At 53.1% G+C, this 14,171-nt stretch carries 17 protein-coding genes and 1 other annotated feature; of the genes, 3 read left to right on the top strand and 14 right to left on the bottom strand.

The genetic code is table 11. The features are described 5' to 3' along the window. Positions 1-41 precede the first annotated feature (41 nt). Both NST96_RS09540 and NST96_RS09535 read right to left on the bottom strand, forming a co-directional pair. Positions 42-1,100, bottom strand: a complete 1,059-nt coding sequence (locus NST96_RS09540) for a phosphotransferase (protein ID WP_003387593.1) — start codon at positions 1,098-1,100, stop codon at positions 42-44. After that, positions 1,081-2,313, bottom strand: a complete 1,233-nt coding sequence (locus NST96_RS09535; RefSeq protein ID WP_238986204.1) for a hypothetical protein — start codon at positions 2,311-2,313, stop codon at positions 1,081-1,083. The genes NST96_RS09540 and NST96_RS09535 overlap by 20 nt, the downstream gene beginning before the upstream one ends. A gap of 32 nt (positions 2,314-2,345) precedes the next feature. Here NST96_RS09535 and NST96_RS09530 point away from each other — a divergent pair, with 32 nt between their 5' ends. Then, positions 2,346-2,681 carry a hypothetical protein gene (locus NST96_RS09530; protein ID WP_342406138.1) on the top strand — a complete coding sequence of 112 codons (336 nt, stop codon included), beginning with the start codon at positions 2,346-2,348 and terminating at the stop codon, positions 2,679-2,681. Positions 2,682-2,941: 260 nt separating this feature from the next. Here the strand turns inward: NST96_RS09530 and pheA are convergent, their stop codons facing one another. From pheA to NST96_RS09505, 5 genes are read right to left on the bottom strand one after another with little or no spacing between them, the layout of a single operon-like run. Next, a complete protein-coding gene (gene pheA, locus NST96_RS09525) occupies positions 2,942-3,802 on the bottom strand; it encodes a prephenate dehydratase (protein ID WP_003387595.1) in 861 nt (286 codons plus the stop codon). A gap of 20 nt (positions 3,803-3,822) precedes the next feature. Next, positions 3,823-4,755, bottom strand: coding sequence for a homoserine kinase (thrB, locus tag NST96_RS09520; protein ID WP_035989400.1), 933 nt, complete (start codon positions 4,753-4,755; stop codon positions 3,823-3,825). Next, the gene (thrC, locus tag NST96_RS09515) at positions 4,755-5,852 is read right to left on the bottom strand and encodes a threonine synthase (RefSeq protein ID WP_172920373.1); all 1,098 of its coding nucleotides are present in this window, start codon (positions 5,850-5,852) and stop codon (positions 4,755-4,757) included. The genes thrB and thrC overlap by 1 nt, the downstream gene beginning before the upstream one ends. Before the next feature lie 2 nt (positions 5,853-5,854). Continuing rightward, on the bottom strand, positions 5,855-7,153 hold the full coding sequence (locus NST96_RS09510) for a homoserine dehydrogenase (RefSeq protein ID WP_003387598.1): 1,299 nt from the start codon (positions 7,151-7,153) through the stop codon (positions 5,855-5,857). 25 nt (positions 7,154-7,178) lie between these two features. Further along, positions 7,179-7,622, bottom strand: a complete 444-nt coding sequence (locus NST96_RS09505; RefSeq protein WP_003387599.1) for an ACT domain-containing protein — start codon at positions 7,620-7,622, stop codon at positions 7,179-7,181. Positions 7,623-7,807: 185 nt separating this feature from the next. On the opposite strand from NST96_RS09505, the gene NST96_RS09500 reads away from it, so the two are divergent. Beyond that, the gene (locus NST96_RS09500; RefSeq protein WP_170208321.1) at positions 7,808-7,960 is read left to right on the top strand and encodes a hypothetical protein; all 153 of its coding nucleotides are present in this window, start codon (positions 7,808-7,810) and stop codon (positions 7,958-7,960) included. A 166-nt stretch (positions 7,961-8,126) separates the two neighbouring features. On the opposite strand, the gene NST96_RS09495 is transcribed toward NST96_RS09500, so the two are convergent. The 7 genes from NST96_RS09495 to NST96_RS09465 all read right to left on the bottom strand — a co-directional run bounded on the left by NST96_RS09495 (position 8,127) and on the right by NST96_RS09465 (position 13,395). Next, entirely contained in the window at positions 8,127-8,786 is a 660-nt protein-coding gene (locus tag NST96_RS09495; RefSeq protein ID WP_003387600.1) for a PilZ domain-containing protein, read from the bottom strand. An 8-nt stretch (positions 8,787-8,794) separates the two neighbouring features. Next, positions 8,795-10,072 (bottom strand): GTPase ObgE, encoded by a 1,278-nt coding sequence (obgE, locus tag NST96_RS09490; protein ID WP_024983973.1) that lies wholly within the window; start codon positions 10,070-10,072, stop codon positions 8,795-8,797. A gap of 10 nt (positions 10,073-10,082) precedes the next feature. Continuing rightward, entirely contained in the window at positions 10,083-10,670 is a 588-nt protein-coding gene (locus tag NST96_RS09485; protein ID WP_003387602.1) for a Spo0B domain-containing protein, read from the bottom strand. 108 nt (positions 10,671-10,778) lie between these two features. Next, the gene (gene rpmA / locus NST96_RS09480) at positions 10,779-11,072 is read right to left on the bottom strand and encodes a 50S ribosomal protein L27 (protein WP_003387603.1); all 294 of its coding nucleotides are present in this window, start codon (positions 11,070-11,072) and stop codon (positions 10,779-10,781) included. Between the two features lie 2 nt (positions 11,073-11,074). After that, complete coding sequence (locus tag NST96_RS09475) at positions 11,075-11,431, bottom strand: ribosomal-processing cysteine protease Prp (protein WP_003387604.1); 357 nt, start codon at positions 11,429-11,431, stop codon at positions 11,075-11,077. Between the two features lie 10 nt (positions 11,432-11,441). Continuing rightward, positions 11,442-11,753 (bottom strand): 50S ribosomal protein L21, encoded by a 312-nt coding sequence (rplU, locus tag NST96_RS09470; protein ID WP_003387606.1) that lies wholly within the window; start codon positions 11,751-11,753, stop codon positions 11,442-11,444. A gap of 10 nt (positions 11,754-11,763) precedes the next feature. Continuing rightward, positions 11,764-11,841: a sequence feature (ribosomal protein L21 leader region), on the bottom strand. Between the two features lie 51 nt (positions 11,842-11,892). Further along, positions 11,893-13,395 carry an Rne/Rng family ribonuclease gene (locus NST96_RS09465; protein WP_003387608.1) on the bottom strand — a complete coding sequence of 501 codons (1,503 nt, stop codon included), beginning with the start codon at positions 13,393-13,395 and terminating at the stop codon, positions 11,893-11,895. 230 nt (positions 13,396-13,625) lie between these two features. Between NST96_RS09465 and NST96_RS09460 the strand changes: the two genes are divergently transcribed. Next, positions 13,626-14,165 carry a GNAT family N-acetyltransferase gene (locus NST96_RS09460; protein WP_003387609.1) on the top strand — a complete coding sequence of 180 codons (540 nt, stop codon included), beginning with the start codon at positions 13,626-13,628 and terminating at the stop codon, positions 14,163-14,165. The last annotated feature ends 6 nt before the right edge of the window (positions 14,166-14,171 follow it).

Genomic DNA, 14,171 nt, shown 5'->3' with positions numbered 1-14,171 from the left:
ACATGAAAAAAGCTGATGGCATAGACCATCAGCTTTTTTCTTTACCCGACAAAATGATACTCCCCCCATGGAGAATGACGGAAGAGATGTTCCCCCGATTGCAGGAAGCTTTGACGCGCCTCGCGGAGTCTGGCTTCCATCTGTACCAACTGCAGTACTCCTCGTACATGATAACCTGGGCGATTGCCGTAAACACCCGTTACTTCACGCAGCAAGTTGTCCGGGTAACCGAGCAGCTGGTGGATCATCCAGATTTGCGTGTCGCTCAAATACTGAATGCGGCAGTAGGCCTCAATCGCTTCAATAAAGGAAGACATTCGGTATTCTTGAAGAAGCAGCATTCTCCCCATGAATTGGACGAGGTCAACAAGCTGCATATCCTGCCCGACTGTATCGAGGTCGATTAAGTAGCAGCTGCCGCGGGGAGTCAGCAAAAAATTGTGGCTGGCCACATCCCGGTGTGCTAGCGTGCCTTGTTCCATAGACGCGTAGAGCTCCGCTGTCAGCGGCAATTTGTAAGCAGCCTGGAGAGTGCCTCGCCCTTCGCGAATTGCATCTTCCGCCATTTCTGAAATCAGCTGTTCGAGCCGATTTTGCGGTTCTTTCTGCTCGATATGCCAGGTGATCTTTTCGAAATGCTCCAGTCTGCTTTCCCATTTATCGATCAGCGCTGGCTTTCCATCAAACGGAAATGGCTCCGCCAGCGGAAAATCACGAGCGGCCTGGTGAAATCTGGCGAGGGTCATCGCCGCTCTCTTGACATCGGAAAGAGAAGCGTTATCCGATTCACGTCCATCGATCATATTCATAATCGTATAGTACTTCCCCTGAAAGGGAAAAATCTTTTCTCCCTCATAGTCAGACACGTACTTAACGGTATGGGTAAATCCTTTATCCCGGAGTATCTCTGAAAGCTTTGTCACCCACTCTGCTTTCTCTCGCTGTTTATACCCTTTCAAAATCCAATGGCCCCGATCCGTTTTCAGGTAATTCACGTTCCGACGAGGTTTTACCCCGTAAATACGGCAGCGGAATGCTTTTTCAAGAGACGGAACAATGGATTTGTTCATGTCCGGGGAATCAGGAAGAAGATTCGTCATATCCCGTTTCCCAATCAGGCCACACTTCCGGTGCTGGGAGAGCCGGCTTCTCTTTGGAATCTGGATATGACTCTTGGTAAGCTATATGCTGGTATCCGCGGCCGCAATCATCGGAATCGGGCGTTATGTGATGACTCTCCCCCCTGCGTCTTCTGTGACCAGATGAGCTGGAAGAGGATTCAACATACGTTCTTCTTCTTCTCTGTTTACGAGAACGGGGATAACTTCCATACGGTTCCTCTGGCGAGTGATAATAAGGGTAAGCAGGCGGCATCATGTTCGGCAAGTGGTCCGGCATAAAGTCCGGCATTGCGTGTGGCATCATATTCGGCATGAAGTCCGGCATCGTATGTGGCATCATATTCGGCATAAAGTCTGGCATCGCATTTGGCATCATATTCGGCATAAAGTCTGGCATCGCATCTGGCATCATATTCGGCATAAAGTCTGGCATTACATGCGGGATCATTGGCGGCATCATATTCGGATACGGCATGGGTGGACAAAACGGCATCATTTCCGGGAGTACCTCTGCCTGCACTTGCGGCATTGGGATAATCGGTGGCTGGCCGCACGGCGGGCATGGTCTCACAAAATCATGGTAAGGCTGCGGCGGCTGATATGGGTAGTAAGGCTGCTGCGGTATCGCTGGGCTCACCTGGGTTGGCGGTTGCATTGGTCTTCTTGGAGTGGGACGGAACGGCTGCTGTTGGCCTTTTAGTGTCGGCGGCACGGTCGGCTGCAGCGGGCTGACTTGTGTCCTCGGCATTGGCGGCTGCACTGGTCTTACCTGTGTCTTCGGCAGCGGCGGCTGCAATGGACTTGCTTGTGTCCTCGGCAGCGGCGGTTGCAGCGGACTCACTTGTGTCTTCGGCTCCGGCTGCTGCAGCGGACTCACTTGTGTCTTCGGCTCGGGCTGCTGCAGCGGGCTTACCTGCGTCTTCGGCCTAGGTGTTGGCAGTGGACTGGTCTTTTTCGGCGTAGGCGGCATGATCGGACGTGGAAGGACAGGAGCTTCGGCCAATGGTGAGACTCGCTGCGGCGGACGAGGCTGTGCAGGCGGCAGTGGCGGGAGGGCAGGTGGCATATTATTATCTGGGATAAAGGGGAGTGCCTGAGGTGTTTCGATCTCGGATTCGATCTCCATGCTTTCTTCCCTGTCAAAGTCTTCTTCCGATTCAATATCAATGTCCTCAGGTATATCCTCTTCCATCTCCGGCTCTTCCTCCGAGGGCTCCATCGGGCGTGTCTCAATCCGCTCCGGCACTTCCGGCACCGGCTGCGGTGCTGGTTGCGGCGCTGGTTGCGGCGCTGGCTGCGGCGCTGGCTGCGGTGCTGGCTGTGGTGCTGGCTGCGGTGCTGGCTGTGGTTCCGGCTGCGGCAGCGGAGCCTCCTTTTGCTCTTGGATTGGCCGTTCCTTTACCAGGGGAGATTCGGCTGGCTGCTGGATCGGGCGCTCTTTTACCCGGGGAGATTCCGTTTCCCCAAAGATTTGACTTTCACTTGCCTGAGGAGATTCACTTGATGAAAATGGTCTGCTTTGCTGCGGACGGACTGGAATCCCCATTGACGGGATTTTAACCCTCAAGCCGGGGTAGATGAGATCGGGATTTTTAATTTGACTGTTCAGGCGAAGCAGTTCTTTAAAGTCCACTCCATATTTTTTTGCGATTTTCCACATGGTATCGCCTTTTTGAACTACATGGATTCTCACTGTTTCTCCTCCCTCTCGGAAACTCCCTACCATGGTATGCACCCATGGGCGTTTTGCTCACCCGGTTAAAAAAGGGTTGACGCCCATCTTTGTCACCCGGTTTTTGGACAATAAAAAAGCCACCTGCTCAGGTGGCTTTGTACATGTAAAACGGATACGTGCCAAGCTGTCTGACTTGACAGCCCAGCGCCTCAATTTCTGCAAAGGCTCCAGGCAGCAGCACATCATCCATTTTTTGTTCGATATCGATTACAAAATAGTAGCTGCCCAACCCTTTTTTCGTCGGACGCGATTCAATCTTTGACAAGTTGATCTTGCGCCACGCAAAGGCAGCCAAAACCTGATAAAGCGCTCCGGGAAAATCCTCTGGCAGTGTCACCAGGATGGTAGTCTTCTCTTTGGAGGAGGAGGGCAGATCCAACGGCTCTTTGCCGATGAGCAGGAATCGGGTATAGTTGTTGGAATAGTCTTGAATCTCCTGCCACGCGAAAGAAAGTGGGTAAATTTCCGGATTTAAACGGGTTCCAATCGCAGCCCATGGCTCTTCCGGATGCTCACTGACAGTCTGCGCAGCTTTTGCCGTGCTGTTCGTATACTCGATCACAGCCTGGGGCAGATGCTCCCGAATAAAATTATGGCATTGGGCGATCGCATGCGGGTGTGACAATATTCGTTCAATTGCGGACAATTCCAGCTGCTCTTCCCGCTTGGCTACCAATAGATGCTGGGAAATAGGCAGCGCCAGCTCCCCCATGATCGGCAGGTCCACTTCGTGAATCAACCAGTCCAATGCTGTATTCACGGTGCCCTCAATCGTGTTTTCAATCGGAACGACACCGTAGTCGACTTCGCCTTTGTCAACAGCGACGATCACGTCAATAATGCTTGGATACGGCAGACGTTGAATCTGCAGCCCGGCGGTCAATGCCAACGCGGCTTCCTCGCTGAAGGTTCCGTGCGGCCCAAGAAAAGCAAGTTTCTTCTCCATGGCAGTACTCCTATCCGTATTTATCTCTCTTCGAATACCACCTGTGCGCCATGCTTATCCGGTTTCAGCTGCATCGCTCGATAAGAAACGCCATGTTTGCTCATGACAGATTCTATAAATCCGCTGAGGTTGTGCAAATCCTCCTCTGTTTGATAAAAGCAGAGGATAGTGGGGCCGGCACCGCTAAGAGTAGCACCCAGAGCACCGCTTTCAGCCGCTCCTTCCAGTATTTCAGACAAGCCGGGTACCAGTTCGGCGCGATACGGCTGATGCATCCGATCCTTCATCGCCTGGCTCAACAGGTCAAGTCTGCCTTGCGCCAATGCGGCCACAAGCAAACTGCTATGACCAACATTATATATGACATCCTGCTTGCTGTACATCTGGGGCAGGACATTTCGCGCTTTTTCCGTGGAGAGCGGAAAATCCGGGATGATCGCCAACGTTTTGAGCTCGTCGGGCGGATCGAGCCGAACATACGGAATGGCTTGATGCTTCTCTTCAGGCATGGTAGCAACTACCACTCCGCCAAACAAAGACGCCCCTATATTGTCCGGGTGTCCCTCCAGCAAAGTCCCCATCCGGAACAGCTCGTCACGCGTATACGGCTCGCCTAAAAGGTGGTTGGCAGCCACCAGTGCACCAGCGATGGCTGCCGCACTGCTCCCTAAGCCCCTGGTCAACGGAGCATCGCTCGCGGCCCGGATATACAGCTCCGGGGCGGACTGTCCTGCTTCGCGAAACAGCCCGGCAGCTACTTCATACAGCAGATTGCTCTTGTCGGCAGGCAGCCCTTGCATTTCAGGTCCGATCAGTTCGATTGCGGTCGTCTCAGCTACCGCTATTTCCACCGAGGAGTACAATTGAAAGGCCATGCCGATCGTATCAAAGCCTGGGCCCATATTGGCCGTACTCGCGGGTACATTCACCCGAACTTGCGAACGACTTTCCATCATGCCATCCCTGCTTTCTCGGCAATGAACGACATCACCGCTTCACGGGTGGCCGGGATCGACCGCGGCTCTTCGCCGACCAGCTTCAAAGCAATGTTGGGATCCTTCAAACCGTTTCCGGTCAAGACACAGGCAATCTGTGCGCCATCCGACAGCTTCCCTTGCCTGCGCAGCTTGATGATACCCGCGAGCGACGCAGCCGAAGCCGGTTCGCAAAAGATGCCTTCATGCTTGGCCAGCATTTGGTACGCTTCCAGAATCTCGTCGTCCGTCACGCTGTCCACCAGACCGTTTGACTCGGAAACGGCCTGCAGCGCTCCTTCCTTGCTCGCCGGGTTGCCGATACGGATGGCCGTAGCGATGGTTTCCGGATTGGATACGGTTTCCCCCAGTACGAGCGGAGCCGCTCCGGCCGCTTGAAAACCGTACATGTTTGGCAGGCTGTCGATCAAGCCGAAATCACGATATTCTTTGAAGCCTTTCCAGTAGGCGGTTATATTTCCTGCATTCCCGACAGGGATAGCGAGAATGTCCGGCGCTTTTCCCAACGCGTCGCATATTTCAAACGCCGCGGTTTTTTGTCCTTCGATCCGGTACGGATTGACGGAGTTCACCAGCGTAATCGGCTCTGACGCGGTAATTTCGCGGACGATTTGCAGAGCTTCGTCAAAGTTGCCGTCGATCGCGATAACCTCCGCCCCATACGCGATGGCCTGAGCCAGCTTTCCGAGGGCGATATTGCCATTTGGTATCAATACGATGCAGCGAAGTCCAGCGCGGGCTGCATAAGCAGCGGCAGCGGCAGACGTATTTCCCGTGGAAGCACACATGATGGTGCGGCTGCCTTCTTCTACAGCCTTGGCTACTGCCATGACCATGCCCCGATCCTTGAATGAGCCTGTAGGATTGAGACCTTCATACTTAAAGTGAAGCTCAACGGCCAGTCTCTCGCTCAGGTTCGGTGCATGAATGAGCGGCGTGCTTCCCTCGTGAAGACTGATCAGCGGGGTGTTTTCCGTCACTGGCAAAAAGCTGCGGTACCTCTCCAGGATGCCGGTGTGCCGTTTGATCATGTTCGGTGATGGTGCCTGGTCCATGTTTATTCTCCTCCCTCTACCCGGTAGCAGCTTTTGATTTCATGAACGATGTCCATTTCTTCCATGTAGGTGAGTACCGCGTCCATGTCGCCTTTGGCCGCCGAGTGAGTCACCAGGATGATTTCAGCCTGCTGACCGTTGTTGTACGGCTGCTGAACGACTTGCTCGAGAGATATATTTTTCTCCGCTAAAAGCTGTGTGATCTGAGCAAGTACACCCCGCTTGTCTGCCACTACCATGCGGAGGAAGTACTTGGACAGCTTTTGACTGTCTTCCTTCAGGATTTTCTCCTTGTATGGAGCTACCATGCCGCGGCCGTTTACGCCGAGCTTCATGTTTTTCACCACTGTCACGAGGTCGGAAACTACCGCTGTTGCCGTCGGCAGCTCGCCTGCACCCGGTCCGTAAAACATCGTCTCGCCAACCGCTTCCCCGTGCACGTAAACCGCGTTGAACACACCGTTTACCGATGCCAGCGGATGACTTTTGGCCACCATGGTAGGCTGTACGCTTACTTCGATGGCTTCTCCGTCGCGACGGGCCAAACCGAGCAATTTCACCTCGTAGCCGAGTTTTTTTCCGTAGGCGATGTCCTCTTTGGATACGCGGCTGATCCCTTTTACATCTACGTCTTCGAGCTTCATCGGAACGCGGAAGCCAAGCGTTGCCAAAATCGCCATTTTACGGGCGGCGTCAAAGCCTTCCACATCGGAGGTGGGGTCTGCTTCCGCATAGCCCAAAGCTTGGGCCTCCTTGAGCACTTCCGCGTAATCGGCCCCTTCCTGGCTCATTTTGCTCAGGATGTAATTCGTCGTTCCATTTACAATTCCCATCATTTTGGTAATTCGGTCGGATGAGAAGCCTTCCACCAATGCGCGCAAGATTGGAATGCCGCCCGCGACGCTTGCTTCGTAAAAGACATCACAGCCTTTTTCCTCAGCCTTTTGCAGGATTTCCCCTCCGTGCAGCGCCATCAAATCCTTATTGGCCGTGACCACGTGCTTGCCACGATCCAATGCAGCCAATATGTAATCTTTAGCCTGCGAGATGCCGCCAATGACTTCCACTACGACATCAATGCCTTCGTCATCCAATATATCGTGAACATCGGTGGTAACGATTTTTTCCATCGAAGGGATGCTGCGGGATTTTTCCGCATTCTGCACGAGAATTTTGCTGATTTCAATGCCAAGCCCAGTCTGCTTTTGCAGATCCTCCTGGTGGGCTTGAATAATCCGGACTACCCCTGTTCCAACCGTTCCAAACCCCATCAATCCTACGCGTACCGTTTGCTTCTCCATGTGAACTCCTCCCAAATTCGGCGACTTATCCGCGACCTACAATCATCGCTCTTCGCACGCCGTTTATCTCTTGCAACCCTTCCAGAAACTCTGTGCTCGGCACCTTCAGGTTCGCCATATCGACGGACAAGGTGATATTGGCAATTCCCTGCAGCGGAATCGTTTGGTTAATCGTCAGTACATTGCCGCCCAAGTCTGCGACGAATTGCAGGACTTTTGACAATAAGCCGGATCGGTGCTCCAACGCGAAGGTGATCGTCATAATTTTTTCACTCATCATCGCGTTGAACGGAAAAATACTGTCCTTGTACTTGTAAAAGGCGCTCCGGCTCAGTCCGACCCGTTCTACTGCCTCATTGACCGTATCGACTTCGCCAGAATCCAGCAATTTTTTCGCTTCAATCGTCTTGGCGATTGACTCGGGCAGGATGTCCGACCGTATCAGATAGAACTTTTCTTCCCGCTTCACTTGCTATGTCCTCCTGAGAAAAACAGTTGTTTTTACATAGAGGACATTATAGCCCATATCTTTTGATCTGACAATCCTTATCCGACATTTTTCTCATTCCAGCGGTTCTCGGGTTCACAGGTACATGCAGACTAGCCCTTTGGCGCAGACTAAAACGGATCACGTACGAAGCGAGGTGAAGCAGGATGGCAGGACGAGGCAAAACGGACAAGTCGGAACGTCGCAATAACCACCCCGCTGGCAAGCCAAGCTCCTTGGATCAATTCGGGGATAACCTCCGTGGGAAAAAGATGGCGCAATCGCCGCATATTACAGAAGATCCGAGCGGCAATGGATAGTACAGACAGCGCTTGAGCGAAATCATCTAAACGCAAAAAAAGTATGCCCTTGTCCCGGGCATACTTTTCTCTTCACTATGACGGTTTGCAAGACTCTGCGGCTAAATGTACAAAGGACCGCTATACGCGTAATTCCCTTTGGTTTCGGCTCAAAAAAAACCGCTCCTCAGGAGGAAGCGGTTTGTGCCAGTTGGTGATAGTAATCGCGAATGACCTTGTGGTATTTTTCATCGATATCGGTAAAGATCAGCTTCACGACGGCTTTTCCATCTTGAAACGTTTTTTCCACGACTTTGGCCATCGCCACCAGCTCCTGCTTGACCGAGGGGATCTCAAAGGATAGGTGCAGAAACTCCCCGACCGCGACATATCCTTCCGTACTCATGACGAGCCTGGTAGGTGAGAAGTATAGCAGAACCCCTTCTGCCTTCTCTTCGATAGGGCGGGCCCCCATTACTTTATACGGAATCTTTACCGTAACGTTGGGCTGGAGTAATTTCAATTCACCTTTTGTGGAAATTTCAATCCCGACCGGAAGCAGTCGAGCCATTTTCACCGGCCAGATTGTCTCTTCCTGAATGACTTCCAGATCCAGCGAAGTAACGGTCGCATCTGTTTCCCAGCGCAGTCGAACCCGGGAGCCGACAAGCGGCGGGCGCTGCTCTTTTTCCTGCGAATAAGACACAATAAGGTATCCTGCTTGAACGTGCTCGACCATCACTGTCAGAGACCCTTGCGGCTGCTTGGCAAGGATCATCTGCAGGACGGCACCGCGATGCAATCGATTGTCAGCGAGAAAAGACGCCAGGGAAACTACGTCAGCCATACCATTCATCACTCCACGAATTCAAACTCAAAATCTCCGATCCGAACGGTATCTTTATCCCGCGCCCCATGCTTGCGCAAAGCGTCATCAACACCCATATTCCGCATCATGCGGGCAAAACGCTGGACCGAATCATAGCTGTTCAGGTTCGTCATGCGCACCAGCTTTTCGATTTTCTCTCCACTGACCACAAATACGTCTTCTTCCTTGGTAATGAAGAATGGATCAGGTTCTTTCTCGGCACGAAATACGACGCGCTCCTCGACCTCTGCCACCTCTTCGACTGTCAGCTTGTCCGGCAGCGTATCCAGCAAGTCCGCCACGGCGTACATCAATTCCCGAACGCCTTGACGAGTGGCTGCCGAGATTTCGAAAACTGTCACATCAGGAAGTTTTTCCTTGAAGCGCTTCAGGTTTTCCTTTGCCTCTGGCAAATCCATCTTGTTCGCTGCGACGATCTGATGACGCTCTTCCAGCCGCAGGTTGTACAGCTTTAATTCCTTGTTGATCTGAATGTAATCCTCATAAGGGTCCCTGCCGTCCACTCCGGCCATGTCAATGACATGAACGATCAATCGGGTACGCTCGACATGCCGCAGGAATTGATGGCCTAGTCCCACACCCTGGTGGGCTCCTTCAATCAGACCGGGCAAATCGGCCATGACAAAGCTGCGTTCACCCAAGTCCACGACACCCAAATTGGGCGTAATGGTCGTGAAGTGATATTCGGCAATTTTCGGTTTCGCTGCCGTCACAGAAGAAAGCAGGGTGGATTTCCCTACAGAAGGGTACCCAACCAGCCCGACATCGGCCATTACCTTTAGTTCCAGCGTAATGTAGCGTTCCTGTCCCGGTTCGCCGTTTTCGGAGATATGCGGTGCCGGATTGGCTGGCGTAGAAAAACGCATGTTTCCGCGGCCTCCACGTCCTCCTTTGGCGATTACAGCCCTTTGGCCGTGCTCCACCAGATCCGCAATGACCTCTCCCGTATCATCGTCCACCACCGTTGTTCCCGGGGGTACACGGACGATCAAATCCTCGGCACCAGCTCCATGCTGCGCCTTGTTGCGGCCATGCTCGCCGCGCGGCGCCTTGAAATGCCGCTGGTATTTGAAATCGACCAGTGTACGCAGTCCTTCGTCAACGACAAAGACGACGTCACCGCCACGCCCTCCATCACCGCCAGCCGGTCCGCCGAGCGGCACGTATTTTTCCCGGCGGAAAGAGACGGCTCCGTTTCCACCGTCCCCCCCTTTTACAAACACTTTCGCTTGATCCACAAACATGATGTCACCTCTATCCTTCCGCAACCGGAACTACCAGCTCCAGTATCCAATCCTCATCTGTATGTATCCATTCGGTGACGATCACCGGGCCCTGCATTCCTTCACGTACCAGTTTTTCCAGTTCGACCATTCCGGATGCACGAATTTTCCCTGCCAGATCGAACCGGAAGTGAATCCCCCGCTCGCCTTTAAACAAGGATATTTGCATGCTGGCTGGTTCGAACATATTTTTTTCCAAATGCTTATTCACTGTACATACAATACCTGACACCGTGTCAAACAAAGCCTTTTCATCCAGGACCGTCAACGCCAAATCTACATGGCTGCACACGTCCACTTCCATGAGCATGTCTTTGTTCAGCGCGTTAAAGGTCAAGAAGAAGACGGACAACATCGAGCTGTTTAGCCGGGCCAGCATACTTTCCTGCATCGCGAGTTCAGAGACGCGCTTCAGGTATGCTTCCCCTTCCTCAGGGCGGCCCAAACGCAGATAGCCAAGCAGTACCTGAACATGATTCAGCCAGTCATGACGCTGCCGATTTAATACGGTCAGCAGTTCGTCTGTTTGCTCTGTAAACAGCTTCCGCTCGTCTATCATTTTTCCCACCCAAACCGATAAGAATTTCTTTCTTGTACCTATTGTAACACATGAAAACGTAGACATAAAGAAAACCCAGCAACAAGGCTGGGTTTTTCGTTTCCGTATTTACGCTTGGGAAGCGACCGGCTCGATCACCACTTGTTTGCGATCGCGGCCCAGACGCTTGAAGCGAACAACACCGTCTGCTGTTGCAAACAGAGTATCGTCGCCGCCTTTCATCACGTTTTCACCTGGGTAAATTTTCGTACCACGTTGGCGAACGAGGATGTTACCGGCTTTTACGAATTGACCATCGCCGCGTTTCACGCCAAGGCGCTTGGAGATGGAATCGCGACCGTTCTTGGTAGAACCTACCCCTTTTTTGGAGGCGAAGAACTGAAGGTCTACAGTAAACAGCATTTTCATTGTGAGGCACCTCCTTGCCATTTGTCATCTTGTACCGAAACGTATGATCCGTACTGCTCCGCAACCGCCAGCAAGGATATGACCATGCTCTCCGCCAGTAGCTGCTGTTTCTCGTGGAGCTCTGCATCCTCCAAGGATGAAATGCTCCAGCGGAGAAACCCGCCGTCTTTTGGAGCCTGCGAAACTTGAGGAACGATGCCGAGCAGAGGGTGAATTGCATTCAAAATGCCAAAACTGATCGCTGATACAGCAGAACATACAATGTCCGAGCCATAGGCAGCCGCATTGGCATGTCCGGAAATGCACACCTCTTTAATCCCGTACGGCGCTCGATTCACGATCACTTCAATCATGGCCGATCACTTACGCGTTGATCTTTTCGATCACAACTTTGGTGAACGGTTGACGGTGACCTTGCTTGCGACGGTAGTTTTTCTTGGATTTGTATTTGTACACGATAATTTTTTGGCCTTTACCGTGTTTTTCTACTTTACCAGTTACCGTTGCGCCAGCTACAGTAGGAGCTCCTGCTGTAACCTTGCCGTCTTTGCTTACAAACAGTACTTTGTCGAAAGTAACTACGTCACCTTCAGTAGCAGCCAGTTTCTCGATGAAGAGAACTGCTCCTTCTTCTACTTTGTACTGTTTTCCACCGGTTTCGATAATAGCGTACATTGTGTGCACCTCCTATACTCAGACTCGCCTGTGCAGGTGCGCCGCGAAAGGCGACTTGAGAACCTGATCCGAGCGGTTACAGTATGCCGAGGCATAACTGTATGACAACCACTAGGATACCATACGGTGATTCGCCCAGTCAAGAATTTTTCGCATGAGAAAGCCAGAGCCGCTCCGCTTCTTGCCGACTTCCGGCATATAAAATCCGATAGCGCCCGCCCGACAGCTCTTCTGCCTTGCGGACGTACAGAGTGACCGGCCATGCCGATCCGTCTGCCTGTCCATTCTGCCAGTATTCAAACAGCCGATCGGACAGCTCCACGAGAGCAGCCTCCGCATCCTGGACTTTGGCCAGAGCTTCAAGATCTTCCCTGAGGTATCGGAAGCACTCCTCTATTTTCAGCATGCGTCCGCCGCCTTCACAGCACGGACACGGCTCTGTCAAACGTTCAGCCAGACTTGCTCTCGTCCGCTTTCTCGTCATCTCCACCAGACCGAGGGACGTCATGCCCAGCACGGACACCGGTACCGGATCGGCTTTTAGAGCACTCTCCAAAGCCTTGAAAACGCGCTCCCGGTTTTTTTCCTCGCGCATGTTGATAAAATCAACGATGATCATTCCTCCGATGTCCCGCAAGCGAAGCTGGCGGGCAATCTCATCGGCCGCTTCCAGATTCGCCGCGGTGACTGCCTGTTCGCGCTGCTGTCCGCCTCTGCCCGAAAAAGCTCCGGTATTGACATCAATCACGGTCAGCGCTTCGGTCCGGTCGATCACGATATTGCCGCCGCCTGCGAGAGGCACTTGCCTTTGAAGCGCTAGAGCGAGCTGCTCTCTGACACCCCACTGCGCAAACAGCGGCTCCTTTTGCCGATGCCAGCGAAGCTTTGGCAGCTCTTCAGGGAACATGGCTTCCATCAGCTTGCCAACCTTGCGAAAAAGAGCCGCGTCCTCAACAATCACTTCCTCTGCGCCATCGGCCAAAAAGTCCCGCAGCGCCGCTTCGATGAGACTGTCGTCCAGCAATAAACGGCACGGGGCCTTCTTGCCTTGCACCGCTTGCCAAGCGTCCCGCCAACGGCCGCGCAAATACGCCCATTCCCGCCTGAGCTGCTCTTCATCCGCTTCGGCCGCTTCGGTACGGACAATCACGCCCTCCCCCTTTTCCAAAAGCGAGGACATGAGCGTGGTCAACCGCTCCCGTGCGCATTCGTTCCTGATTTTGCGGGAAACGGACACCGGCTCCTCACCCGCGCCCAGTCCTTCCGCCGGCAAATAGACGAGCAGCCGCCCCTGCAGGCTGACCCGCGCTGTCACTCGGGGAGCTTTCGTTTCCGTCCCTTCCTTGATCACCTGAACGAGCAGAGACTCGCCTTCACGCACATAGGCACTAATGGAACGCCCTGCTTTTTTGCCAGAGATCGGAGCTGCTTCGTCCACATACAAAAACGCTTGTTGATCATACCCGATATCGATAAATGCCGATTGAATGCCCGGCACTACCTTGGCCACTTTTCCGTAATAAATATCCCCTGACAGCGCCTCGCTCGCTTCCGCCTGGGTTCGCCATTCCACCAGCTTGCCCTTGTTCATGAGCGCTATGCGCAGCTGTCCACCAGCATTACTGATCCCCGCGCTTTTCAACAGACTGCCTCCTTGCCGATGCCCTTGATTATTCCCCCGTCCGGCCTGCTCATTTTGAGCAAAACACTTTCCGGCTTGCCGGCAGGATAATCATGCAGCGATCGAGTAATCTTTCATGATCCGTCCAAGACAGCTCCTTCAGAAGTAATCTAGCATAGCTGCGCGGGAATGAAAAGGGAAGGAGGATCGTCCAGGATGGTATCACATTCAGCAAAATAGGAGGGCCCCTGATGAGAGAAGAGAGGCAGCTGGGCATTCGCAAGCTTGCCCCGGAAGATGCCGTTCACTTGCGCGTGTGGCTGAATGACGAGCGTGTGCTGACTTATTATGAAGGGCGGGATCGGCCACATGACGACGCGATGATCCGTGCGAATTTTTTTCCGGAAGACGATGAAGGTGTCAGCCGTTTTCTTGTACTTTTCGGAGAGGAGCCAATCGGCTACGTACAATACTACCCCGTCGATAGCCAGGACAAGCTGGCATACGGGTACTCCCCCGATGAAGCCATCTACGGCATGGACCAGTTTATTGGCGAGCCGGTGTATTGGAACAAGGGACTTGGAAGCCGTCTCGTCTCAAGCGTAGTGCAAGCGCTCAGCACGGAAAAGCATGCTACCCGGGTGATCATGGACCCGCAAGCATGGAACAGGCGAGCCATCCGCTGCTACGAGAAGTGCGGATTTCGCAAGGTGAAGCTGCTTCCCCGGCATGAATGGCACGAGGGGAAAAAACGCAATTGCTGGCTGATGGAATGGCGTGCAGAAGACTGATCAGAC

The organism is Brevibacillus sp. FSL K6-2834, assembly GCF_038592925.1.
Classification (GTDB): Bacteria; Bacillota; Bacilli; order Brevibacillales; family Brevibacillaceae; genus Brevibacillus; species Brevibacillus borstelensis.
This window is presented reverse-complemented; position numbering and strand designations above follow the sequence as displayed.

Bases quoted from the DNA above. Each gene is read 5' to 3' on its own strand.
- NST96_RS09500 (WP_170208321.1), top strand. From the start codon at position 7,808: ATGGCAGGACGAGGCAAAACGGACAAGTCGGAACGTCGCAATAACCAC.
- thrC (WP_172920373.1), bottom strand. From the start codon at position 5,852: ATGGACCAGGCACCATCACCGAACATGATCAAACGGCACACCGGCATC.
- NST96_RS09475 (WP_003387604.1), bottom strand. From the start codon at position 11,431: ATGATTGAAGTGATCGTGAATCGAGCGCCGTACGGGATTAAAGAGGTG.
- rpmA (WP_003387603.1), bottom strand. From the start codon at position 11,072: ATGCTGTTTACTGTAGACCTTCAGTTCTTCGCCTCCAAAAAAGGGGTA.
- NST96_RS09460 (WP_003387609.1), top strand. From the start codon at position 13,626: ATGAGAGAAGAGAGGCAGCTGGGCATTCGCAAGCTTGCCCCGGAAGAT.
- rplU (WP_003387606.1), bottom strand. From the start codon at position 11,753: ATGTACGCTATTATCGAAACCGGTGGAAAACAGTACAAAGTAGAAGAA.
- NST96_RS09535 (WP_238986204.1), bottom strand. From the start codon at position 2,313: ATGGAAGAGGATATACCTGAGGACATTGATATTGAATCGGAAGAAGAC.
- NST96_RS09495 (WP_003387600.1), bottom strand. From the start codon at position 8,786: ATGGCTGACGTAGTTTCCCTGGCGTCTTTTCTCGCTGACAATCGATTG.
- NST96_RS09540 (WP_003387593.1), bottom strand. From the start codon at position 1,100: ATGACGAATCTTCTTCCTGATTCCCCGGACATGAACAAATCCATTGTT.
- obgE (WP_024983973.1), bottom strand. From the start codon at position 10,072: ATGTTTGTGGATCAAGCGAAAGTGTTTGTAAAAGGGGGGGACGGTGGA.
- NST96_RS09485 (WP_003387602.1), bottom strand. From the start codon at position 10,670: ATGATAGACGAGCGGAAGCTGTTTACAGAGCAAACAGACGAACTGCTG.
- pheA (WP_003387595.1), bottom strand. From the start codon at position 3,802: ATGGAGAAGAAACTTGCTTTTCTTGGGCCGCACGGAACCTTCAGCGAG.
- NST96_RS09510 (WP_003387598.1), bottom strand. From the start codon at position 7,153: ATGGAGAAGCAAACGGTACGCGTAGGATTGATGGGGTTTGGAACGGTT.
- thrB (WP_035989400.1), bottom strand. From the start codon at position 4,755: ATGGAAAGTCGTTCGCAAGTTCGGGTGAATGTACCCGCGAGTACGGCC.